This window comes from Bacteriovorax sp. PP10, assembly GCF_035013165.1.
Lineage (GTDB): Bacteria > Bdellovibrionota > Bacteriovoracia > Bacteriovoracales > Bacteriovoracaceae > Bacteriovorax > Bacteriovorax antarcticus.
This window is the reverse complement of record NZ_JAYGJQ010000003.1, coordinates 441,986-464,774: the sequence shown is the minus strand read 5'-3', so window position 1 is coordinate 464,774 and position 22,789 is coordinate 441,986. Positions and strand designations below refer to the sequence as shown.

Sequence of the window (22,789 nt, the reverse complement as noted above, 5' to 3'; positions counted from 1 at the left end):
TTTTTTGCTATTTTAAAGTATGTTTAATTTTCTTAAATTCCGCGCATTGTAAGCGGCCCTCAAGTTGTCTTCTTCAGATCTCACTTCTTTCCAACTCGTTTCTCTCTCAGAGTTGTATCGAACTTCTTTATTATAAAATTTTTGATCTTCAAGGTAAGGTGAGTGGGTTGAGTTTGTAATCGCATTGGCCACAGACTGGGCCCCTGTGCCGTCAGTTCTTAGATCGTTGGCGATCTTAAGCTCAGTTTTAATCTCTTTTAATTCTTCACCAAGATTCGCGTTGCTCCTAATGTTTTGAGCATTGTATAGTGAGCGCAAGATATCTAATTTTTTAATTGGGTCTGACATACTTGTACATATCGGTCGGTTACTAAAAAAACTTTAGACAATAAAGTTGATTTAGTTATAATGGTAGCTTATGAACTTTAAATCTATTAATGTTCCCCTTCTTCTTAGTCACTTCAGTGGTGATGAAGAGATCCTATTGGACATGATCAACGCCTTTGAACATGCTCTTGATAATCTTATAAATCCGATTAGAGAGTCTATTAGTGCTCAAGACAGTGATCAGCTTAGAATTAATGCCCATACCTTTAAAGGCATTATGAAGAGCTTTTACGTGGATGTGGCCTCAGATGTGGCACAAGACCTGGAGCTTAGGGGAATCAATTCTAACTTTGATGGTGCTTATGAAGTTCTCAATAAACTTGAAAATCAATTGATGATAATTTTGTATGAGCTGCAGTTTTTAAAAAAAGATTTAGATCAGGCCTCTTAGAATCATTTTAATTTCACTCAAATGCGTCTTGTGTGGATTATGTCCTGCGCCTGCAATCTCATTATACTGAAAATGGGGAAGTTTCGTTTTCATATCGAGAAAATGATTTTTATATTTTTCATCTCCACTACCGACAATCCCGACAATTTTTAAATCAGCAACTTTTGCTAAAACATCCGACTGCATAAGTGGCATAGCTCCAGGAGAGAAGAACTCCAGCGAAGACTGCCATTGAGATGGATTGTGAGCGAGTTTTTTTTCAATATCCGTATGGTAGTTATGAGATTGATTGTAGTTTGAAAAAATAGGATTTTTATACCAGTTAGTAAAAAACTCTAATAAATTTAAATTAGGAGTGGCCAGCAGTTTTAAGTCAGAAGCAAAGCGCGCACTTTTGTCTTCTTTATCAGCGAGACCAAAATGAGAAGACTCTAAAATAAGTAATTCAGGTTTTAAGTACTGAGTGCTGAGTTCAAGAGCAATCCTTCCGCCCATTGAGTAGCCATAAAGCACAAGCTCCAGGTCTTTTCTTAGAAAATTAATTAAAGAGGCAATCGTTGAGAAGGCCTGCTCGCGGGATTTAAAATTCGTGACGTTTGTTTTTCCATGCCCGGGTAAATCAATAAAGAGATAGGAAATGTCCTGATGAGAATCCATGAGAGGAATCATGTCAGTGTGGTCTTCCATGAAGCCATGAAAAAACACCATTAATTTTTTAGCATTAGTTGCCGGAATATAAAGATAATGAAGCAGGTCTTGAAAATATTTTACCTGTGCCCATTGTGAAATCTCAAAACGTTTTGGTTTCATTCCATCGGCAACAAGATCTTTAGGGGCCTCATAAAAATACTTGGGAATTAAATGAGGGTGTAATTCATTTCTTAAATGTGTTTTTATATTTTCAAATGATTTAGTTGAGTCATTGGTCTGGTAAACCAAAGCAGAGGCCCATGTCCATTCAGGGTGAGCAATGGGAACGACGACGGCCATGGTGATCCATGGAAGTAGTTTTACTTTATCTTCAATGACGAGAGGGTCAATTAATTCACCGGCACTTTTATAAAGAATATCTCGTCTTTGTTTAAAAGAAAAAATTCCATTGGCATCAACTGAGCCCATATCTTTAGTATGAAAAAAACCTTCACTATCGACGGGAGCGTTGGGAGATAAAGTCGGTCCTTTGATAAGGAAGTTACTTTCAGAGTCAAGTTTAACGGTTTGTCCTTCAAGTGGAATACCGTTAAGCATAACCAGGGAAGAAGTTTCACTCATGCCATAAGTTTCATAAATTGAAATTTTTTCATTGAATGCCAAATCTTTTAATCTATTGTCCAGCGGAGCTCCGCCAATGAGAACCCCACGACAGTCAGAGAGCTTTTTCTTTTTTTCCGGGATCTGCAAAAATCTTTGAAGTTGTAGCGGCACAAGTGAAATAAATTGGTATTCATCGTTTTCATTTGTTGTGACTGAGCTGTGACTAAAAAAAGCACGCCATAAAATCATCAATCCACCAATGTGGTGATGAGGAAGATTTAAAAAAGTCGTATCGCAGGATTTCATCTCAAAAAAATTGATGATGCTTTTAGCGGAGTGATAAACATTATTTAAACTCAACCCAATGGCCTTTGAAGGCCCACTTGATCCAGAGCTTAAAATAAAAAAAGCAGGGCGGTTCATATCGACTTCTAATGGCAATGTTGAAGTTGCAGAAGGTTTAAGATCGTGGTCAGTGATGACGTTAGTAAAGGGAATATTTTTCTGATACCCCGTCACTGCTGCTGCAGGTTCTTTAGAAGAAATAATCAATAAATCTGTCTGAGTAAAACTTCCCGCAAGAAGATGCACGAAAAGATTATATGAAGACTCCATCTTTAAAGCAGAAAACTTATTTTCTGAATTTTTAAAAACTTCAATTTGGGCCATTACAGCGCCCATGAGATCTTTATAAGAATAATTTTGGTTTTGATCTTTATAAAATGTGCGGGCACCAAGACTTTCGTCTTCTAAAATGTGAGCGCAAAACTTAGCAAAGCTGAAAGGTTCCATTTAAAAAATCGATGTGAAGATTAAGCACAAAGAGGAAGTAGGCTAAGCTGAATTGGATCGGCCTCTTCTCCCGTAAGAAATCTTACTCCAACTCCAAGGAGGCGTATAGGGCCATTTTTACGGGCCAGACTAACGTTGAGCAGTCGGTAATAATTGTCTATATTAGCGAGCTTATCAAATAGAGAGTTTTCAAATTCAAACGGGATTAGGGTTTCTTCGCTGGTTGATTGTTTAAAGTCAGCGTATTTCACTTTTACAAATATCTTTTTAATTTTTTTATGTGGTTCGTCTTCAAGATGATGCTCCACTCGTTCTTTCATTTCTAAAAGAAGCTCTTCTAAATACAACTTCATTTCCTGGGGATCTGTCATATCAGTTAAAAATGTATTTTCTACACTTAAAGATTTTCTCTCCCATTCGCTGCATACTTCGCGCTCATCGATACCTTGTGAGTAATAGAAAAGATCTAGGCTAAACTTGCCAAAACTTAAGGCCAAAACTTCTGGAGGGCATTGTCTTATATCAGAGCAAGTTTTGATGCCTAGACTTTCTAAATGCTGGAGCCCTTTTTTACCGACTCCAGGAATTAACTTCACTGGTAAATCTTTTACGAATCTTTCAACTTCATGGGGCTTAATGACAAATAAACCATTGGGCTTTTTCCAGTCACTGGCAATTTTAGCCAGGAATTTATTGGGAGCGATACCAACTGAGGCCGTGAGACCAGTTGCTTTAAATATATCTGCCTGTATGCGTTTTCCAATTTCAGTAGCATTGATTTCTCCCGAGACATCTAAATACGCCTCATCAAGTGACACAGTTTCTACTTTGTCTGAATACTTCAAAAAAATATTCTGAACGATCTCAGAAGCTTTTTTATACTTTTTAAAATCAGGTGGCAGGACCACTAATTTAGGACAAAGCCTAACGGCGAAATCCGTAGGCATTGCCGATTTAACTCCGAACTTTCTAGCAATGTAATTGCTTGTGCAAAGGACACTTCTCGTTCCCGGGGCACCGCCAATTGCCAGCGGAACGTTTGTTAATTCTGGTCGATCACGCATTTCTACTTGCGCGTAGAAACAGTCCATATCAACATGGATAATTTTCTTCATAAAAATCGCTTTTAATACACCATCTACGTCGTTGCTTAGTCGTTCGGGCGTCGACGTACAAACGTACGTCTCCTTCCTCACTTCTGCGCGCCTAGTATCTGGCGCATTAAAAGCAATTTTTAAGAGAGATGGTATGGGTTAATTAGTTCTAGTAAGAGCGAAGGAGTCCTACTAAATTCCCAACAACTTTAAAATCCTCAATCGTTTCGTCGATGACGATAGGTGAGTAGTTTTTATTGGAAGGAAGTAGCTCAATCGATTTCTTCTGTTGACTGAATGTTTTTACAGTCGCTTCACCATTCACAACGGCCACTACGATCTGACCATTTCTGGCCTCTTTCGTTGACCTGCAAACAAGAACATCATTTTCTAAAATGCCGGCATCAATCATCGAATCACCTTTTACGGTAAGAGCGAAATAACGGAAGCCACCTTTTAATAAATATTTCGGGACAGAGATCATGTTTGTTGGGTTTTCAATCGCCTCAATGGGATTTCCGGCCGCAACTAAACCTAATAATGGGATCTGATCAGAGTCTGACTCCGCTGGAGTCTCTGATTTAATTTCTAAACTTCGGCGCTGATTCCATTGTGATTCAAGCAGACCTTCTTTATTTAAGTACTGAAGGTACTTTTGCACTGACCCAAAAGATTTTAGACCGAAGTGGTCTTTGATCTCTTTTTGAGTGGGTGAGTGGCCATGCTCTTTATTGTAGGCCACGATGTAATCATAAAATTCTTTCTGTTTTTTTGTAATCGCCATGAATAAAGACTAAGCGTAATCTTTGCGTAAGTCAACACCCCCGCAAAAAATAATTATTTTCCCTCTTTTTCATCCTGACTTAAGACTTCGGCCAACTGGGCCTGGGCCTGATTATAAGCACTCATGAACATCTTTTCATCGTTCCTAACTTTGTGTTGAACAGCGATGAAGTCCACATCGTGTTTAGCGAATTTTCTGATGATGTCATCGACTTTATCAGAGTCCATTCCCATATCTTTCAAAAGATCGCTGGTGAAGTTTAAGCTTGAATCAAAGACTTCACGTTTAATATGCTGAACTCCCTGATCCATCAGATCGAATGTGTGACCGCGGTTTCTTGATCGCGCATAAATTTTTACGTGAGGAAAGTGTTCTTTAAGCGTTTGAGCAGTCTTCACTGAATCGCTGACATCATCTAGAGCAATGACGAAATATTTTGCCTTGGCAACTCCGGCCGCTTCCATAATGTCTAATCTCGAAGCATCACCGTAATAAACTTTGTTACCAAATTTTCTTACGAGCTCAATTTGATTTGGATCGCGGTCAATGGCCGTGAAAGGGATTTTTTGAGTTCTTAAAATACGACCGAAGATTTGTCCGAAACGACCGAAACCTGCAATGATCACTTCAGGAGATTCATTTTGAATTTGATCGTAAGTCGGGTTTGCTTTTTCTTTGCAAACAACAGCTTCATACTTATCGTTAAGTAATAAAAGAATCGGGCTTAGCGCCATTGAGATAGAAATGACGACAGTTAAAATCGCCAGCACATCTGGATCTGCCATTTGATAAGTCAGAGCAATTCCAAAAATAACAAAAGCAAATTCTCCACCCTGGCCGACAGTTAGGGCCATGAGTTTTGAGTTGGTTCTACTTAATTTAAAGATTCTTCCAGATAAGTAGACCAGAAGCATTTTTAAAAGAATGTACCCGATAGATAAACCGATAATTAAAAGTGGTCGTGAGATAATCAGATCGAGATTTACACTCATTCCAACCCCGATGAAAAATAATCCCATCAGAAGGTTTTTAAACGGTCCTAAATCGGCCTCAAGTTCGTGGCGGTATTCTGAGTCTGCCAGCAGGACTCCGGCGATAAAAGTTCCAAGTGCGGCCGAAAGACCGATGGAAAGCATAAGAGAGGCGACACCTAAAACAATAACCAGAGTGATGGCAGTGAAGAGTTCTCTGATTCTCGTCGCACTGATAATTCTAAAGGCCGGACGAATTAAAAAGCGGCTGACCAGAACTAAACCGATGATGATCGCAATAAACATTGCCAGAGTATTTAAACTCAATCCTTGTGCCGATTCATCCTGAGATAAAGTGGGAATGATAGCAAGGGCAGGGATGGCGATTAAGTCCTGCATTAGCAAAACGGCAAATGAAGACTGGCCGTATTCTGTATCGAGCTGACTTTTATCAGTTAGTGTTTGCAGAGCAAAAGCGGTTGAAGAAAGTGAGAGACCAAAACCAATGACGGCCGCAGGAATGGTTGAGACTCCAAAGTATTTTGCGATCGCCATAAAAATCAGCGAGCAAAGAAAAATCTGTAGATTCCCCAGACCAAAAAGTCTGCGTCTCATGGACCATAATTTTTTAGGCTGAATTTCCAGACCGATGATAAATAATAAAAGAATTACACCCAGCTCAGCAAAGTGTTTAAGCATATCAGTTTCATGAATCAGTGACAGACCGAATGGGCCGACAATAATTCCTGCAACCAGATAACCCAAGATAGATCCAAGTCCGAGCTTGTGAAAAATGGGAACTAGAATGACGGCAGAGGCGATAAAAAAGAGAGCTTGATTGATAAATGAATTCATCCATCTATTAAACAGGCCCTCTTATGATTTGTCAGCGATTTTTATCTTTTTAAGGCGCGCTCAAAATGCGCAGAGTTCTTTGCAAGCTCCTGCATATAACCCAGGACATCACTTTTTTGTGGAGCTGGAAGATCCTTGAAGTGAACAATGTGCTCAACCGGCACATACCTGAATGTAAAATTGATTCTTCTGGTTTCAAAGTTTTCCACATTTAAATCAAAAAAAGTTTTTAATTTACTTTCAACTCTTTGAACGCGGTGAAATGCCTTCTCCTTATAAAGATCTCCCGCAAAAATCTGTAGCGAAGAATCTTCCAGCCATTGCTCGAATAAAACATTATTCTTTACATCTTTTTTCCCCAGAACAAACTGGAAAAAAGCACGTTCACCAAAAGATACTGAGGCCACAGGTCCTAGTTCGAAATCCTTATGATCTCCAACTCTGGCCGTATCCACTTTTTTTCCGTTCTCATCAATAGATGTACCGTAAAAGTTAATCAGACACGTATTGAGCTTCCATCCACGAGGGACTTCATTCTTTTTGAAGTGCATTTTCGTGATGCCTTCAATATTTTCCAGGATTTTTTTCAAAACCGGTGGGTAGTCTTCAGCATGGATGCAGCGATTCTGCACTCCTTTAGGAGGGTGATAGTAATTAAGGCAGGCAAACTGCCAGTTCCCCAGCCAGTAAACCGGTCTCAGGAGTTTTCTTTGCGTATCACCTTCAGGAGGTGGGTTGTTTTCGGAAAAGCGCATTTCCCAAATCGGGTACAGGGTTTTCAGCCATTCTAAAATAGCTTCTCGTTCATTTCTTTTAATGAAGGTCGGATGGTAAAACAGTCCGTCCTTTCGGATGATGGTTTTCTTGCTCATGATATAGAGTATTTAATGATGAAGTCGTTTTCTGTAAATTTATGGCCTTAATATATGTAATTTTTACCAACATTAGAAGTCCTAATTGTTCTTTTAGGTATACCTTGATAAATCCCATGGAACGAAAATGAAATCTGTGGGGGATTAAACAAATGAAGACTCTTAATCTAACGAAAGTTGCCTTGACTGTCGTAGTAGCAACTCAGCTTTTAAGCGTAGAAGCGTTTGCAGGGACTCTGTTAAAAGAAACTCTTTTAACGACGAACAAAGATGCCATTTCTGATCCTTATTTCCAGATCGAGTCGAGATCAGTTAAAGAACTTTCTGACGAAGAAGCAATGGAGTTTATCAATGACAATCCAGCTCTTGGAGTCAAAGTTTTAAACATTCCTAACATTCCACCAAAACCACCTGAATTAAATCCAGGAAACATCGCGAACGCTGGTGTTAAAGAAGCTGCAGGCGGAGTTGTTTCAGCAGGAGCTGGCGGAACAACGACTCCATCACCAACGCCAACAGGTATGCTTGATAGCGTAATCATGGTTGTTGATAAGTTAATCGCGATCGGACAAAAAATCATTCCAACAATCGAAAAAGGTAAAGCTGTTGTAACGAATACTTCAATGGCAGCTGTTTCAGTTCTTCCAAGACTTGAAACTATAGACCCGGTTGTTCACGACATGGGGAACTGGTCAATTCCAGTAACTAAGCACTACCAAATTTCTTACAAAAACGGATTAGGTTCTGAAGTTGTATCTTTCGTTTACAGTGTGACTTACCAATACGGTGGAACTTACGGTGGAAAAGGGAAATACCTTACAGGGATCAGAGCTTCAGCTCGTAACATCAACATCGCTTGGGGATTTGACTTAGATGCAAGTTCACAATTGGTTCAAATTTCAAATGTTGGAACAACTGAAGATGTTATCGCAGGTGCTACAATCGAAATCTCTTACACAGTGAAAAACTGGACGAGAACGATTACAGCAGTTAAGTCTTTCTTTGTCGCAGGGGACAATAGACTTTACAAGTTAGACTAAGACTTAAAAAAATTAAGAATCTTTACTAAGGGTCACCATTTGGTGGCCCTTTTTTTTATTTGTTTTGAAAGTTGCTGCGTGGCGCTTTCTACTGCGAAGGGCGTACATTTTAGCTGTACATAGAATTGGTAGTTGTGAAAAAATCTCCCCATATTATTTAAGGAGTTTTTAATGAAAGGTTTATCAAATAAGCGCGTTTTTATCACTGGTGCTGCTTCTGGAATCGGAAAAGCAACAGCTGAGAGATTTTATGCAGAAGGAAGTGAGCTGGTATTAATTGATATGCCCACTCTTGAACAAGCTGAGCTAGCGAGTCTATTTCCAAATCGCATGACTTACATCCAAGGTGATGTGACAAAAGCGGAGACGTTAGAAAAAATTAAAAATGAATCAGCAAAGGGAATGGATGTTTTCGTTAACAATGCTGGGATTACAAAAGATGCAACGATTTCTAAAATGACTGATGAGCAATGGGATGCCGTTATTGCTGTTAACTTAACAGCGATTTTTAAATTGTCTCGTTTAGCTTCTGAAGTGATGAAAGCTCAAGGCCGTGGTGGAGTTATTCTTAATGCAGCATCGATTGTTGCTCATTACGGAAACTTCGGACAAGCAAACTACTCAGCTTCAAAAGCTGGTGTGATCGCTCTTTCTAAAACTCTTGCAAAAGAATTAGGGAAAGATCAAATCAGAGTTAACGTTGTGGCCCCGGGATCAATCGCGACAGCAATGCTTGCGAACGTTCCAGAAAAAGTTCAGGCGATGATTGCTGATAAAGCATTATTAAAGCGCATTGGATCTTCTGAAGATGTAGCGAGTGCTTATGCATTCCTTGCTAGTGATGATGCAAGTTATATTACTGGTGCTACATTAAACGTAGATGGCGGTATGATATTAGGTTAGAACTCTTTTCCCTACTTGAAGGCAAAAAGAAAAAGGCGAGTGATCCTACAGTCATTATGATTCATGGATTACTCGCAGACCTTACAAGTTACGATGGAGCGAGTTTTTATCTCAGAGAAAAGTTTCAGTTTTTAAGATACGATTGTGCCGGACATGGGAAATCTCCTGCGGCCTTAGATGTTTATCATCTTGAAGAACACGTCCTGGATTTAGTTGAACTTATTAAAAAAAATCATTTAGAAAAAGTTATCTTACTCGGAATGAGTAATGGTGCTCGTATTGCGATGGAGTACGCCAGACGTTTTCCTGAAAAGGTTGTTGCAGTTATTGCTTGCGATACTTTTGATATTCCTACGCCAATGGTGAAAGCAAAACTTGGAAGCTGGATAGCTGCGACAGCTACTGGTGGAATGGAGTTGCGTTTTGATATCTCCACACCTTGGATCTGGGGGGAATCGGCCTTCAATGAAAAGAGCGAACATATTTTAAGTTATAGAAGTAGGCCATCAGTGATCAATGAAGCATCGGCCGTCTTTTTAATGAAAGGGGCGATGGAGACAGCAATTGATGTGAGTGAGATTCTTTGTCCGATTTTATTTCTGGTGGGGAAAGAAGATTTACTAACACCACCATTTCTTCACGAGGCCATGCAAGCGAAAGCAAAAAACTCAACACTAAAAATTGTTGAGGGTGGGCATGCATGTTTAATTGAACGTCCAACAATCATGGATAAACTAATTATCCCATGGATCGAAAAAACTATTTCTTAGTTCTGTTTGCTTTTACGCGCACTTTTGATTTTTCAAGGTTTGTTTTAGCAACAAAAATAATCATCACACCTGCAGAAGCAAAGACGAAAGCAGCTAAGTCTAAAAAGTTCATAAGAATCTCCTCATTAAGTCAGTGCTTACTTATCGGGTTTAAAATCAAATTACTTTACTCGAGCGGCTTCCTCGGTTAACTGAGTGAACAATTTGTCCTCATCGCTCGGGCGAAGGCCTAGTGACCATTCTCCTTTCGGGTACATGACTGCGGCGATTCCACGTTCGCACTCGCCAAGGCAAGTCGAAGCAGAGACGCGTACTTCATTTTTAGAGAAGAGTTCGCGGGCGCGGGTCTTAAGATTTTTTCTCATTTTATAGGCCTCATCCGGACTTGATTCAGATCCGTCGGGGCGATTGTATGTGCAGCTGGTGCAGACAAATAAATGCGCTTTTAATTCACTCATGGCGTCCTCCATTATGAGGGGTAATTTCTCTCATAGTGTTTTCTTATTCTTATAATATCGCTATCATCATAGAGATACAATATTTTCATTTTTATAGAGGTAATCCATGGGACTCGGGCAGAGACAAAAGGCCTTAGAGATCAATTTGAATAATCGCATCTACGGCACGTTTGCCGAGATCGGTGCTGGACAGGAAGTGGCCAGACATTTTTTCCGTTCAGGCGGAGCTGCTGGGACGATTGCAAAAAGTATTTCAGCTTACGACATGACGATGAGTGATGCCATTTACGGAAAAGAAAAATCAGGGCGCTATGTGTGTGAAGAGCGCTTACAAAAAATGATTGATATCGAATACGATATTCTTATTTCACGTTTAGCAGACGTGAGATCTGCTGAGACAACTTTTTTTGCTTTCGCTGATACAGTGTCGGCAAAATCTTTTAAAGGCACTGGTGAAAACCATGGATGGCTGGGAATTAAATTTCAACACGAGCCTGGGGCAAAACCTTCGCAAGTGATTATGCACGTGAGTATGCTTGATGCTGAAAATGTTCAGCAGCAAGAGGCGATTGGCTACCTTGGTGTAAACTTAGTGTACGCCGCTTATTATATGGCCCAGGACAGAGAAAAATTTATCGCTAGTCTGATGGATGGTCTGACAACTTCAAGAATTAAAATTGATATGATTCAGGTTGAAGGAGAAGCTTTCCGCGGAGTGGATAGCCGACTGCTTTGCTTGGAGTTGGTTAAGTTAAAATTATGTGAAGCCGTTATTTTCGATGTTGATGGATCAGTTCTTCAGGCATCAGAAGTTTTATACAAGAAAAACGTTTTAGTTGTCCGCGGAGGTTATAGACCGCCGACAAATTTGAGTCTTGATATGCTTGAGTGTGGACTTAGAAAGTTCAAAGCTTCATTGGAGAAATCAGAGCAGGAAAACATTATCGTGATCCCGGAAATCTCAATGACGATGCTGCTTGACCGCGGAATGGTCGACAATGAAGACTTCTTAGCTCGCGTTGACCTGTTGTCAGCTCTTGGACAAAAAGTTTTAATTTCCAATTCAGAGTCGTACAGCGACTTGAATTCTTTTTTCACAAAGTACGCAAAAAAGAAAATTGCCTTCGTTATGGCCGCTTACAATCTTGAAGAAATCTTAAATAAATCCCGCTATGAAGGGAACCGATGTGGGTTAGGATTAATAGGATCAATAGGAAGATTGCTCGAGCCAAATACTAGACTCTTTATTTACCCTGCGGTTGATGAAGAAAATAGTGTGATTCAGACAACAGAATCCATTCTGGCCAGCGATGAGATGACATTTCTTTTAATGTACTTAAAAGAGAATCAGTTAATTGAAGACATTCAGGACTTTAATCCGGAAGTTATTTCGATTTGGTCAAGAAGAGTGCTTAAGATGATTCAAGATGGTGCCGAAGGGTGGGAAAAATTCGTTCCTGAGTCGGTAGCTAAGACAGTAAAAACAAAATGTTTATTTGGAGCTAAATGTGATATCTAAAAATAGTATTCTTGTATGTGCCCTTCTTCTGGTTGTTTCTCCTAAAGCTTTTTCTTGGGGAAAGACTGGTCACCGCGTGGTGGCCGAAATTGCTCAAAGACATTTAGACCAGGCTTCCAAAAAAGGAATCAAAGACCTTTTAGGTGAAGATGATCTTGCTCGCATTGCTAATTACCCTGATGAAATCAGATCAGACCGCAAATACGACTACACAGGTTCATGGCACTATGCCAGCATCCCGAATGATAAAACGTATTTCGATCAAAAAAGAAATAAAGACGGCGATGTTATTGAAGCGCTATTTCGTATGGACGAAACGCTAAGAGATCCAAAAAAATCAAAAGACGATAAGGCCTTTGCTTTAAAGTTTTTAGTGCACTTAATGGGTGATATGCACCAGCCACTTCACGTAGGTATTGCCGAAGACCGTGGTGGAAACACTGTGCGTGTAAAATGGTTTAAAGCAGAATCAAACCTGCATACGATCTGGGATGAAAGCGTAATTGATTTCCAACAACTTTCATATACTGAGTACACAGCATTTTTAAATCACTATACAAAAGACGAATTAAAAGAAATTCCGAAAGGGAATTTTATCGACTGGGCGAAAGAATCACAGGATTTAAGATCGGTGGTTTACGATACAGGTGGAAGTGAGAACTTAAGCTACGAGTATGGGTTTAAAGCAAAACCAGTGATCGAGGAGCGCCTTCGTAAAGCGGGACTTCGCCTTGCTACTGTTTTAAACAATATTTTTAAGAAGACAAAAGAAGATAAGAGTTTTGTTGAGCTAAGACAAAAAGTTAAAGACAATATTTAATTTATGATAGGTGGCATATGTCTATAGATAAAAAATTACAACGTGATGTTTTAATTATTGATGATGAAAAAGATATTTGTGAAATATTAAAAGTCTATTGCGAGAACATGGGGTGTTTTAAAAACATTGTTATGGCCCACGATGGGATTACGGCAACTCAGAAACTGCGCAACCAAAAATTTGCGCTTGTTTGCCTTGATATCTCTCTGCCGAAAAAAAGTGGATATGATCTTATTGGCGACGTCGAAGCAGGTAATATTAATTCAAAAGATAATATTTTAGTCGTTTCAGGGACATTGGAAAAAGACCTGATCGCAAAAATTTTGGCCAGTGGAGTAAAAAACTTCATGGTGAAGCCTTTTGATGAAAAGCAATTTCAAGAAAAAGTATTAAGGATCTTAAGCACTACAAAAACGGAAAAATAATATGACAGCATCTAGAGAATCTATCAAGCTTTTGCCCGGGGATTTTCTTTTACACGAAGGAGCGGAGAGTACAGAAATGTATTATCTTCAATCCGGCACGCTGGCCGTATTAAAAAGAAAAGGTGAGGCCGTTCAACAAATTGGAACGATCATCTCTGGCGAGTTAGTGGGAGAGATGTCTTTCTTAGATAAAGAACCCCGCTCGGCCAGTGTGAAAGCACTCACTGAATGCGTTTTAGTGGTTGTTCCACTCGATAAGCTTGAAGCAACTCTAGATGCTCAACCAAAGTGGTTTACGGCGCTTTTACATACGCTCACAGATCGTCTTCGCAAAGCGAATGCACGCATTAGAATCTAAAATGTTATATTGAAATTTTTTTCGATTTTTAATCTTTCACTATCGGGGAATGGATTGTTATCTACTGATAGGTGATTGAGTTCTGTCAGCTCTTTTAGCCTTAAAGGAAGCCCGTGAAGTTTATTGCTCTCCATGTTTAAGCGACGAAGCTTAAGCAGGCGATAAAGACTCTCAGGGATATCATCCACCACATTGTGACCTAAATCCAGGTAATGGAGATGAGGAGTATCATTGAAAAATGTTTCAAGGGATTTTGCCGTTAAATAATTTCTTCCAAGAATCAATTGTTTTAAACTCGATTTTACAGAAAGATTCGGCAGGTGATTCAAACGATTATTTTTCAAACTTAAATAAGTCAGATTCGGAAGCTCGAAAACTTCTTTGGGAATTACTGAAATCTTTGTTGAGATCAAACTTAGTTTTTTTAGTTTGGAAAGGATGCTGATATCTTCAGGAAAATAAGTAAAGTTCCCGCCAATGATTTCGAGCTCAGTCAGGTCCCATAGGTTTAACAACTCTATTGGAAACTGTGATTCGTCTTCATTGCATTTCATCACGATGCGTTTTTCGTAACGGGATTCAAACATTATTTAAAGATCCTGGACATATTTGTTATGTGAATCAACTAAAATACATTTTGGTGTAATTGCTCTATCACTTAAAGCGTAACTGAAAATGATAACTTCTTCACCTTTTTTTATTAATAGTGCTGCAGCACCATTGATGCAGATCATTCCTGTTCCGCGCGTGCCTGCAATAACGTATGTTTCCAGGCGATTTCCGCTGGTGTTACTCACAACGGTAACCTTTTGTCCCGGCCATAGATCAATGCGATCCAACAGGTCCTGGTCAATTGTAATGCTGCCGATATAAGCAATATCTGCTTCTGTCACTGTCGCTTTATGAATTTTGCTTTGTAATAGTTCTCTTAACATAAATATTTAAAACCCTAATTGTCTTTTGGCCCAGGAATTCCCAGGAAGTATAAAATAGAAGTCATAGGCCCGTGGCTTAAGTGTTGCTGAGCTTCTTTTCTCACAACATCTTTAGCGTGAAAGGCAATCCCAAGTCCTGCAGTTGCCAGCATTGGTAGATCATTGGCACCATCGCCAATGGCCACTACTTGTTCAAGTGAAATATTTTCTTGTTGAGCAATCAGCTTCACAAGAATTGCTTTTTGATTAGCATTAACGATTGTTCCTGTGACAAATCCTGTAAGCTCGCCGTCTTTAATTTCCAGCTCGTTTGCAAAAGAGTAGTCCAGTCCCAGTTTCTTTTTTAGAGCGTCGGCAAAGAAGGTAAATCCCCCAGAGATAAGGGCGACTTTATACCCTAAAACTTTAATCGTTTTAATAAACTCTTCCACACCTGGAGTCAGGGGAAGATTTTCTAAAACGTCTTGCATGCGCTCGACTTTTAAACCTTTCAGTTTTGATACGCGCAGCTTTAGTGATTCATCGAAATCAATTTCACCATTCATCGCTCGGTGAGTGATCTCTTTGACTTCAGCTCCCACACCACATAACTCAGCTAATTCATCAATAACTTCTGCTTGAATTAAAGTTGAGTCCATATCGAAAACGATCATGCGCTTATTTCTTCTAAAGACGTTGTCTTTTAAGAAAGCGACATCGATTTTGTGTTTAGTAGACGCTTGCATAAGTTCAGACTTAAGCGCCTTCGTATCTAAATCTTTTGGAATAGATGTTGAAATTTCCATTGAAGAAAATTCTTTCGGGCTGACTTTGTCGATGCGTTCAATGTTGATTTTATAATTCGCCAGAATCGATGCTAAATCTGCAACGAAGCTCGCTGTCACTTTCTGAGGAGAAACACAAGTCACGATAAATTTATCGCCTTCCATTTCCAGCGTTTTAATTTTTTCTTCAACCACTTTATAGCCGAGAGTTAATCCCATCATATTGGCTTCGAATAAAAGATCTTTTAAAACGTTTCCGTTTTGTGAGTTCACTTCAGAGTTAAATCCTAGAACGAAACTTAAAGAAAGTAGTCCATGAGTTACGGCCTGTCCCATGTCCAGTACGTCGACGTTGTACTCACTGATGATTCTCATGAGTCTTGCCGTGATCCCCGGCCCATCTGGTCCACTTACAGTGACGAGAATAGTTTTTCCATTAAGTAGTTGGTTCACTTACATTCCTTTCTGTTGAGCGCGCACGTCTCTTTTCTCTTCTTAGTTTTTGAATTTTACGAATTAATCCAAACGAGTATTCTCCCGCTGAATATAGGGAGAAAATTGAGGCCAGGAAAATCAAGACCGTTCCAAGCATCGTCATGTTGACGCCAAGGAAGACATCATTGGCCATTAGGAAGGGGATACCAACCATCTGTGTAGCCGTTTTCCATTTACCTAGTGTTCCGACGGGAACGCTGATACCCTTTTCCATCGCGAGCAATCTAAGTGCTGTAATGTACATTTCTCTTAGAACTAAGATCAAAACAACCAGTACATGCACACGATTCATCGCCTGAAGCATGATGAGTGCAGAGATTACCAGGAATTTATCTGCAATTGGATCCAAGAAAGATCCGAAAACAGTCACGATATTTTTTTTTCTGGCGATAAAGCCATCAAGAAAATCAGTAATAGAGGCCGCAACGAAAGTCCACGCGGCAACATAGTTGAGAAGTTTAGTGTGCGCCAGTGCCCAATCATATTGAACCTGCACAGCGTACATGGAAAAAATGATAATAGGGATCAGGACCACTCTGAACATAGTTAAGCGATTTGGAAGGTTATCTATTTCCCACTCATTACTCATTTTTTTCCTTCTTATATTAAATGTAACTTTATTTTAACCTAAGAGTAGTAAAGCTTACTAGGAGAAAAAATTGGAAAGACACTTAAGTTTAATTAAAACCGATTACCAGGAACTTGAAAAAAGAGTTTTTCCGCGTTTTCCTTTTGGTTTTATGATTTTTAAAGAAGAATCGGGCAACAAAATGGTCTTTGAGGTCAAAGATATCTCACTTACTGGGATGCAGCTTTGTTTCAAAGACGGAACTCATGACTATAAAGTCGGTTCAACAATTAGCGGCGAACTTCACTGGCGTGCTGCGACTGTAAAAATTAAAGCAAAAATCCAATGGGTGCGTGAAGCGGCATTGGGACTTTCGTTTGATTCGAGCATTAGCTTTGAAGAAAAAATGAGATCATTTTTATCATTTGATAATATTGTTGCGCATATTAAACCGCTGCATAATACAAATATTACGATGGATCTTCCCAACAATTTAAAATACTGGCTGAAGTCAGATGGTGTTTTAGATTTATTTGTCTGGGAGCATTCTTCACAGGGGATTTCACGTTTTCAGGTCATGATGATGGAGCATTTCATCGAGTGGGAAGAAGGTGTGGGCCTTAAAACTGGAAAAATTATTACGCAAAGAGATCTTGATACGCCGCTATCACAGGAAGATGAATTTATTTTTCAAATTGATGAGACGGTTGTCAGTGATAAAGTTGAGATGGCCTTGGGCGTTGTCAGATTAATTTCTGAAGACCACCTGCCTCTTGATGCAAAAGAATTTCTTATCTACAAATTAGGCGGATAAACACCGTCATCCAAATTGCAAAACAGTCCAATGGACTGTTTTGTTTTTCTTTGCTTCCTCGAAGAACCCTCTTATAATCCTAGTAGCTTTATCCTTTTATTTAATTTATTTGGAGATCTCTCAATGAATCGAAACCTTGCTTTGGAATTTGTCCGTGTAACTGAAATGGCCGCTATCGCTTCTGCCCGCCTAATGGGTCGTGGAGATGAAAAAGCTGCTGACCAGGCCGCAGTAGATGCGATGAGAGCGATGCTTGATTCAGTTGAATGTGATGCCACAGTTGTTATCGGTGAAGGTGAAAGAGATGAAGCACCAATGTTATATATTGGTGAAAAAGTTGGTTCCGGAAAAGGTCCTGAGTTAGAAATCGCTCTTGATCCATTAGAAGGCACAACAGTGTGTGCGACTGGTGGATACAATTCTATTTCAGTTATGGCGATTGCAGAAAAAGGAAACTTCCTGCACGCTCCAGATACATACATGCAAAAAATTGCTTGCGGCCCTGAAGGAAAAGGTCTGCTTGATATCAATGAAACACCAAAAGAAAATTTAAGACGTCTTGCTGAAGCGAAAAAATGTCGTATTGCTGATTTAACAGCAATCGTTTTAGATCGCCCACGCCATAAAGAACTTATTCAGCAAATCAGAGATGCTGGTGCACGTATTCAATTGATCGGAGACGGCGACGTTTCTGCGGCGATTGCTTGTTGTGACCCTGAGTCTGGTGTGGATATTTTATTTGGTATCGGTGGAGCACCAGAAGGTGTTCTGGCAGCAGCAGCGATGAAATGTATGGGAGGAGACTTCCAGGGAATTCTTCAGTGGAGACACGATGAAGAAATCGCTCGCGCTAAAGCAATGGGAATTACAGATCTTAAAAAAGTTTTCATGTTAGATGATCTTGCTCGCGGGAACGTGATGTTTGTTGCTACTGGTGTAACATCAGGGAACTTCCTTAAAGGCGTAAGATTTAAACCATGGGGAGCGATTACTCATTCAATCGTAATGAGATCGAGCTCGGGAACTGTAAGACATATCGAAGCGGAACACCACTTTGATACTAAGCCTCGTTACTAATTTTTGTTTCATATAATTTAGGGAGAAATTAAGATGGCAACTGCTACAAGAACTGAAATCGTCGATGTGGATATTAATAAACTTTACGATGTAATCGTAGACTACGCGAAATACGCTGACTTCGTTGACGGTGTAAGCAGTACAAAAGTTATCAGCCAGTCTGAAACAAGTGCCAAAGTAGAATACTCAGTAAACATGATTAAGAGTTTCAAGTATACGTTAGCGACAACTCAGGTTCGTCCGACGAAAGTTTCATGGGTACTTGATTCTGGGGATCTTTTCAAAAAGAACGACGGTCAGTGGTTAATGAAAGATTTAGGTGGTGGAAAAACTGAAGTGACTTACACTCTTGAAGTGGATTTCAAAATGTTTGCCCCTAATTCAATCCTGACTGCTTTAACTCAAAAGAATCTTCCAGTCATGATGGAGTCTTTTTTTAAGCGTGCTAAATCTTCTAAATAGGAAATACTCAAATGAGTGAAAAAGAGAATAAAAGTTCTGGTATCGAAGGCATCATTAAAAAGGTGGTTTCAGTAGGTGTTGGCGCTGCTTTCATGACTGAAGAGTCGGTGAAAAAAATTCTTGAAGATTTACCTCTTCCCAAAGAAATCCTAACGGGCCTGGTACAAAATGCCAAAGGTGCTAAAGAAGATTTCACGAACGGGATTAGAGAAGAGCTTCGCAACTACCTTACTAAAGTTGATGCTTCTAAAATCGCAACTGACATCCTTGACCGCTACGACGTAGAAGTTGAAGCGAAATTTAAATTCAAGAAAAAAAGCGATTCCGCACTAGAGAAGAATGAATAAAAACGAATTAGAAGAAAGACTGAATCTTGTAAAAAATGATCTTAATGGGGCCGTGCTTGTCGCGGTCTCTAAATACTCTCCGGTTGAAGATGTGGCCATGGCCTACTCGCTTGGACAACTGGACTTCGGTGAAAACCGCGTCTCTGAACTAACTGCGAAAGCGGGAAGTTTCCAATTCAATCAAAGACAAAATGTGCGCTGGCATTTTATCGGGACACTTCAAACCAATAAAGTAAAAGAGCTGTTAAAAACCCCCAATCTTTGGGCGATTCATTCAGTGAGTTCAAAAAAACTGCTGGAAGAGATTATTCGTCGTGAAAGTGAAATCACTGAGCCTGAACTCAATTTATTTTTTCAATTGAATACATCAAGAGAAGAAGAAAAAAGTGGGTTTGATACGGTTGCAGAGATCGCTGAGGCCATTGAACTCTTGCTTGCTAAGAAGAAATCAAATCTGGTTTGTTACGGACTTATGACGATGGGCTCGATTCGTGAAGAGAACTTTGAAGAGGCCGCTCGTAAGTCATTTAAAGAATTAAAAGTCGCGCGCGATTATTTGGCCGAGAGATTCAGTCTGCCTAATCTGAAATTATCAATGGGAATGAGCCAGGATTATAAAATTGCTCTTGAAGAAGGGGCCGATTTTATAAGAGTTGGATCTCTCCTGTTCAAAGAATAGGTCAAATCAACCAATCTATATAAAAACACGTTTATAGACTATTCTACTATAGGAGAGTCTATATGATGATAAGGTTATTAGTTCGAAGTCTATTGCTAAGTTCAATGTTGTCTTTTCAAGCGATGGCGGCCTCAACTAGACCTATCGTTAAATTAAGTTCAGAAACAGAATCCTATTTTAATTCAAGAATTAAATCATGCCCTGGGTATAGCGCTCTAAATGCCAACATCGCTAAATATTATGAAGGATTTAAAAAAGATTTAAATTCAGATACGACAGATAACTACAACACATTGATGTTTTCAAATACTGTCAGTGATATGAAATGTGACACTGGTTTTCTAACTGAATTTGTAAAACTGGTGAACAAAGACATCATTGAACTCCATAAGTTTAAGCTCGCTCGCTGGAGACAGGATATTATCGACTTTGGTAAGAAAGGTTTATCTGCGAGTGCTCAGATTGCCAAATACAATGAGTATATTCAACTGAGCTCACTGAAAGATGTGATCAAAGATCCGGAAGTCGAAAAGTTTATTCGTGAAGCTAAAATCGCGAGTGATAAAAGAAAACTCACATGCACTGATGTCATCAACGTTAAATCACCCCTTGCTTTAGACAAACCAAAAAATCAGGATTCAATTGGCTGGTGTTATGCTTATGCGGCCAGTGATATTATTGCTCATGCAACAGGAGTCGATGTTTCTGCTGTTTATATGGCCAATGATTACAATGATAATTTTATGAGAAATTTAACAGGCGAGGATGAAGGCGGTTATATCAATCAGGTTTTAGATAAGGCCATCAGTAAAGGCGTTTGCCTGGAAAAAGATGTTCCTTCCACTGATTTTACTTATTCAAGACAAGGTTACGACATTAAAAAACTTATGACTGCATTGGAAACTTTTAGTAAGTCATATAAGAATGCTTCAGAGGCCGAAAAGAAAATTCTTATTGAAAACATTTGCTCTCAGGCCGATTTAAAAGATGGGCTTAAGTATATTTTTCCGAATAAGAGTACTGGCGAAATTGGAAAAATTCTGGATAACCTGGGATCAAACGCTTACAGAAAGTTGAGTTTGAGTTGTTCAAAAATTATTCCTCCCGGACTTAAAAATTTAAAAGTAAAATCTGATCACGGTAGTTCAACGTTTGAGACAATGGATAAGCAGTTAGAAAACGGAAATATTGTCGGGATTCATTATAATGCCGGAGTGTTTGCAGATTACAGAGACAAGTTTTCAAGCATGAATCATGCTTCTACAATTGTAGGAAGAAGATTTAATCCTAAAACTAATAGCTGTGATTACCTGATTAGAAATTCATATGGAAAGTCTTGTCAGAAAATGAACGAAGATTACGAATGTGTAAATGGTCACATATGGATTGCAGAAGACTATCTAAAATACAGTAATACACTTAAGAGCATTATCTATGTTGAAAAAAAATAAAGTACTCTTTGGAATCTTTTGCTGTGTAATGAGTGCCCAGATTCAGGCGATCGAATGTGGAAGCTTCAATACAAAGTTTATTGAAAAGAATAAAACCATCATTAAAAAAGAAAAGCTCTGCTTAAGAGTGAACGGTAAAGCAACGAGCGCTTCATCTCCTGATTGCCAGATGACGGACTCAAAAAAATGCCCATTTTCTGCCTTAAAAAAAGGCCCTGACTATAAAACATTTATAAGTGAAGTAGGATCCCCAGGCTTTAATCTTTGCCATAGTATTGGCGGGCTTCCTCAGCTTTATGAGATTGAAGTGAACTCGAAATGGCAGGCCTATGAGAGATGCTTCTGGAAGGATTCAAAAGAATTTGTCGATATCGACTACTTAGTCCTGTATTACTCGTCCCTTTAAGACCCCTCAATCTATAAAATTTTCATGACTTAGCATTCCCTAACCAAACCTTGATATATCTACTTTTTAGATACTAGAGCTATCCGTATTCTATGAGAAGAAAACGAGAGACTTTGCTATAGTGCAAGAAACGATATTAGAGAGGGAATTATGAGTCAGAGAAAAGTGCCGGAACTTAGTCTTCTAAGCTACGTAAATGGAAGTCAAAGCGACAAGATTAAATTCGTCGACGACCTAACTCTTGGTCTTAAAGATTACGGTTTTATTATTTTAAAAGACCACACTATCGAGCAAGCAAAGATTGATCACGCTTACGATATGGTAAAAGAATTCTTCAAGCTTCCTCTTGAAACAAAACAAAAATACCAAGGCAACAACGGCGGACAAAGAGGATACACTCCTTTTAAAACTGAACACGCTAAAAATAACAAGAACCCAGACCTAAAAGAATTCTGGCATGTGGGTCGCGAACTTCTTGCAACAAGTGCATACAAAGGTGTTTACCCTGAAAACGTATGGCCTTCAGAAATCACTCAATTAAGACAAACGTTCATGGAACTTTACGAAGCAATGGATGCAACATCTATCCAACTTCTAGAAGCAATCGGAAAAGGTCTTGATCTACCAAGTGACTATTTCACAAAAATGGTTCACGACGGGAACTCAATCATCAGAATGATTCACTACCCACCAACTAAAGGTGAAGATACAAAAAATTCTGTAAGAGCAGCAGCTCACGAAGATATTAACTTAATCACAATGCTTGTAGGAGCAACGGATTCAGGATTACAGCTTCTAGAGCGTGATGGATCTTGGCTTGACGTAGAGTCTCGTCCAGGTGAAATCGTTGTGGATACAGGGGATATGATGGCGAGGATCACGAATAATGTTCTTCCATCGACTACTCACAGAGTAATCAATCCAGGTGACGATGGATCTGCAAGATTCTCGATGCCATTTTTCGTTCACCCACATTCGAAAGCATTACTTGAATGCATTCCTTCATGTGTTGGTGCTGGTGGAAGAACTCCAGATCCAGCGATTACAGCTGGGGATTTCCTTACTCAAAGATTAAGAGAAATTGGATTAATTAAGTAG

Annotated in this window: 28 protein-coding genes; 16 read left to right on the top strand and 12 right to left on the bottom strand. The window is 39.3% G+C overall.

Annotated features, from left to right (window positions below):
• Positions 1-12: 12 nt before the first annotated feature.
• Positions 13-348 (bottom strand): hypothetical protein, encoded by a 336-nt coding sequence (locus SHI21_RS20070; protein ID WP_323578999.1) that lies wholly within the window; start codon positions 346-348, stop codon positions 13-15.
• A gap of 70 nt (positions 349-418) precedes the next feature.
• Here SHI21_RS20070 and SHI21_RS20065 point away from each other — a divergent pair, with 70 nt between their 5' ends.
• Complete coding sequence (locus SHI21_RS20065; protein WP_323578998.1) at positions 419-778, top strand: Hpt domain-containing protein; 360 nt, start codon at positions 419-421, stop codon at positions 776-778.
• On the opposite strand, the gene SHI21_RS20060 is transcribed toward SHI21_RS20065, so the two are convergent.
• The 5 genes from SHI21_RS20060 to SHI21_RS20040 form a co-directional block, all read right to left on the bottom strand.
• On the bottom strand, positions 761-2,824 hold the full coding sequence (locus SHI21_RS20060; RefSeq protein WP_323578996.1) for an alpha/beta fold hydrolase: 2,064 nt from the start codon (positions 2,822-2,824) through the stop codon (positions 761-763). The genes SHI21_RS20065 and SHI21_RS20060 overlap by 18 nt on opposite strands.
• Positions 2,825-2,844: 20 nt before the next feature.
• Complete coding sequence (dinB, locus tag SHI21_RS20055; RefSeq protein ID WP_323578995.1) at positions 2,845-3,939, bottom strand: DNA polymerase IV; 1,095 nt, start codon at positions 3,937-3,939, stop codon at positions 2,845-2,847.
• Positions 3,940-4,087: 148 nt separating this feature from the next.
• The gene (gene lexA, locus SHI21_RS20050; protein WP_323578993.1) at positions 4,088-4,702 is read right to left on the bottom strand and encodes a transcriptional repressor LexA; all 615 of its coding nucleotides are present in this window, start codon (positions 4,700-4,702) and stop codon (positions 4,088-4,090) included.
• Positions 4,703-4,755: 53 nt separating this feature from the next.
• Positions 4,756-6,528: a monovalent cation:proton antiporter-2 (CPA2) family protein gene (locus tag SHI21_RS20045; protein ID WP_323578990.1), complete on the bottom strand. Its 1,773-nt coding sequence runs from the start codon at positions 6,526-6,528 to the stop codon at positions 4,756-4,758.
• A gap of 41 nt (positions 6,529-6,569) precedes the next feature.
• Positions 6,570-7,400 carry an alpha-ketoglutarate-dependent dioxygenase AlkB gene (locus SHI21_RS20040; protein WP_323578988.1) on the bottom strand — a complete coding sequence of 277 codons (831 nt, stop codon included), beginning with the start codon at positions 7,398-7,400 and terminating at the stop codon, positions 6,570-6,572.
• Between the two features lie 152 nt (positions 7,401-7,552).
• Here SHI21_RS20040 and SHI21_RS20035 point away from each other — a divergent pair, with 152 nt between their 5' ends.
• The 3 genes from SHI21_RS20035 to SHI21_RS20025 all read left to right on the top strand — a co-directional run bounded on the left by SHI21_RS20035 (position 7,553) and on the right by SHI21_RS20025 (position 10,113).
• Positions 7,553-8,440: a hypothetical protein gene (locus SHI21_RS20035; protein WP_323578987.1), complete on the top strand. Its 888-nt coding sequence runs from the start codon at positions 7,553-7,555 to the stop codon at positions 8,438-8,440.
• Positions 8,441-8,611: 171 nt separating this feature from the next.
• The gene (locus tag SHI21_RS20030; RefSeq protein WP_323578985.1) at positions 8,612-9,343 is read left to right on the top strand and encodes an SDR family oxidoreductase; all 732 of its coding nucleotides are present in this window, start codon (positions 8,612-8,614) and stop codon (positions 9,341-9,343) included.
• Positions 9,310-10,113 (top strand): alpha/beta fold hydrolase, encoded by an 804-nt coding sequence (locus SHI21_RS20025; protein WP_323579089.1) that lies wholly within the window; start codon positions 9,310-9,312, stop codon positions 10,111-10,113. The genes SHI21_RS20030 and SHI21_RS20025 overlap by 34 nt, the downstream gene beginning before the upstream one ends.
• Here the strand turns inward: SHI21_RS20025 and SHI21_RS20020 are convergent.
• Together SHI21_RS20020 and SHI21_RS20015 are read right to left on the bottom strand one after the other, a co-directional pair.
• Positions 10,103-10,225: a hypothetical protein gene (locus SHI21_RS20020; RefSeq protein WP_323578983.1), complete on the bottom strand. Its 123-nt coding sequence runs from the start codon at positions 10,223-10,225 to the stop codon at positions 10,103-10,105. The two genes, SHI21_RS20025 and SHI21_RS20020, sit on opposite strands and share 11 nt — an antisense overlap.
• A 49-nt stretch (positions 10,226-10,274) precedes the next feature.
• Positions 10,275-10,571, bottom strand: a complete 297-nt coding sequence (locus SHI21_RS20015; protein ID WP_323578982.1) for a (2Fe-2S) ferredoxin domain-containing protein — start codon at positions 10,569-10,571, stop codon at positions 10,275-10,277.
• Between the two features lie 106 nt (positions 10,572-10,677).
• Here SHI21_RS20015 and SHI21_RS20010 point away from each other — a divergent pair, with 106 nt between their 5' ends.
• From SHI21_RS20010 to SHI21_RS19995, 4 genes are read left to right on the top strand one after another with little or no spacing between them, the layout of a single operon-like run.
• Positions 10,678-12,090 carry a hypothetical protein gene (locus tag SHI21_RS20010; RefSeq protein WP_323578981.1) on the top strand — a complete coding sequence of 471 codons (1,413 nt, stop codon included), beginning with the start codon at positions 10,678-10,680 and terminating at the stop codon, positions 12,088-12,090.
• Complete coding sequence (locus SHI21_RS20005; RefSeq protein WP_323578979.1) at positions 12,080-12,910, top strand: S1/P1 nuclease; 831 nt, start codon at positions 12,080-12,082, stop codon at positions 12,908-12,910. The genes SHI21_RS20010 and SHI21_RS20005 overlap by 11 nt, the downstream gene beginning before the upstream one ends.
• 17 nt (positions 12,911-12,927) lie before the next feature.
• A complete protein-coding gene (locus SHI21_RS20000; protein ID WP_323578977.1) occupies positions 12,928-13,335 on the top strand; it encodes a response regulator in 408 nt (135 codons plus the stop codon).
• 1 nt (position 13,336) lies between these two features.
• Positions 13,337-13,693 carry a Crp/Fnr family transcriptional regulator gene (locus SHI21_RS19995; protein WP_323578976.1) on the top strand — a complete coding sequence of 119 codons (357 nt, stop codon included), beginning with the start codon at positions 13,337-13,339 and terminating at the stop codon, positions 13,691-13,693.
• Here the strand turns inward: SHI21_RS19995 and SHI21_RS19990 are convergent.
• Genes SHI21_RS19990 through pgsA form a run of 4 tightly spaced genes read right to left on the bottom strand, consistent with a single transcriptional unit; the run spans position 13,690 to position 16,476 of the window.
• Complete coding sequence (locus SHI21_RS19990; RefSeq protein WP_323578975.1) at positions 13,690-14,280, bottom strand: leucine-rich repeat domain-containing protein; 591 nt, start codon at positions 14,278-14,280, stop codon at positions 13,690-13,692. The two genes, SHI21_RS19995 and SHI21_RS19990, sit on opposite strands and share 4 nt — an antisense overlap.
• 3 nt (positions 14,281-14,283) lie before the next feature.
• On the bottom strand, positions 14,284-14,628 hold the full coding sequence (gene panD, locus SHI21_RS19985) for an aspartate 1-decarboxylase (RefSeq protein WP_323578973.1): 345 nt from the start codon (positions 14,626-14,628) through the stop codon (positions 14,284-14,286).
• Positions 14,629-14,642: 14 nt separating this feature from the next.
• Complete coding sequence (gene serB, locus SHI21_RS19980) at positions 14,643-15,845, bottom strand: phosphoserine phosphatase SerB (protein WP_323578972.1); 1,203 nt, start codon at positions 15,843-15,845, stop codon at positions 14,643-14,645.
• Complete coding sequence (gene pgsA, locus SHI21_RS19975) at positions 15,829-16,476, bottom strand: CDP-diacylglycerol--glycerol-3-phosphate 3-phosphatidyltransferase (RefSeq protein WP_323578970.1); 648 nt, start codon at positions 16,474-16,476, stop codon at positions 15,829-15,831. The genes serB and pgsA overlap by 17 nt, the downstream gene beginning before the upstream one ends.
• A 70-nt stretch (positions 16,477-16,546) precedes the next feature.
• Here pgsA and SHI21_RS19970 point away from each other — a divergent pair, with 70 nt between their 5' ends.
• The 8 genes from SHI21_RS19970 (at position 16,547) to SHI21_RS19935 (ending at position 22,789) form a co-directional block, all read left to right on the top strand.
• Positions 16,547-17,269: a PilZ domain-containing protein gene (locus SHI21_RS19970; RefSeq protein ID WP_323578969.1), complete on the top strand. Its 723-nt coding sequence runs from the start codon at positions 16,547-16,549 to the stop codon at positions 17,267-17,269.
• 123 nt (positions 17,270-17,392) lie between these two features.
• The gene (gene glpX, locus SHI21_RS19965; RefSeq protein WP_323578967.1) at positions 17,393-18,346 is read left to right on the top strand and encodes a class II fructose-bisphosphatase; all 954 of its coding nucleotides are present in this window, start codon (positions 17,393-17,395) and stop codon (positions 18,344-18,346) included.
• Positions 18,347-18,379: 33 nt separating this feature from the next.
• On the top strand, positions 18,380-18,808 hold the full coding sequence (locus tag SHI21_RS19960) for a type II toxin-antitoxin system RatA family toxin (RefSeq protein ID WP_323578964.1): 429 nt from the start codon (positions 18,380-18,382) through the stop codon (positions 18,806-18,808).
• Between the two features lie 11 nt (positions 18,809-18,819).
• The gene (locus tag SHI21_RS19955) at positions 18,820-19,155 is read left to right on the top strand and encodes a hypothetical protein (RefSeq protein WP_323578962.1); all 336 of its coding nucleotides are present in this window, start codon (positions 18,820-18,822) and stop codon (positions 19,153-19,155) included.
• Entirely contained in the window at positions 19,148-19,834 is a 687-nt protein-coding gene (locus SHI21_RS19950) for a YggS family pyridoxal phosphate-dependent enzyme (RefSeq protein ID WP_323578961.1), read from the top strand. The genes SHI21_RS19955 and SHI21_RS19950 overlap by 8 nt, the downstream gene beginning before the upstream one ends.
• A 62-nt stretch (positions 19,835-19,896) precedes the next feature.
• The gene (locus SHI21_RS19945) at positions 19,897-21,285 is read left to right on the top strand and encodes a C1 family peptidase (RefSeq protein ID WP_323578959.1); all 1,389 of its coding nucleotides are present in this window, start codon (positions 19,897-19,899) and stop codon (positions 21,283-21,285) included.
• A complete protein-coding gene (locus SHI21_RS19940) occupies positions 21,269-21,691 on the top strand; it encodes a hypothetical protein (RefSeq protein WP_323578958.1) in 423 nt (140 codons plus the stop codon). Before SHI21_RS19945 ends, SHI21_RS19940 begins: the two co-directional genes overlap by 17 nt.
• Before the next feature lie 150 nt (positions 21,692-21,841).
• Positions 21,842-22,789 carry an isopenicillin N synthase family dioxygenase gene (locus SHI21_RS19935; protein ID WP_323578956.1) on the top strand — a complete coding sequence of 316 codons (948 nt, stop codon included), beginning with the start codon at positions 21,842-21,844 and terminating at the stop codon, positions 22,787-22,789.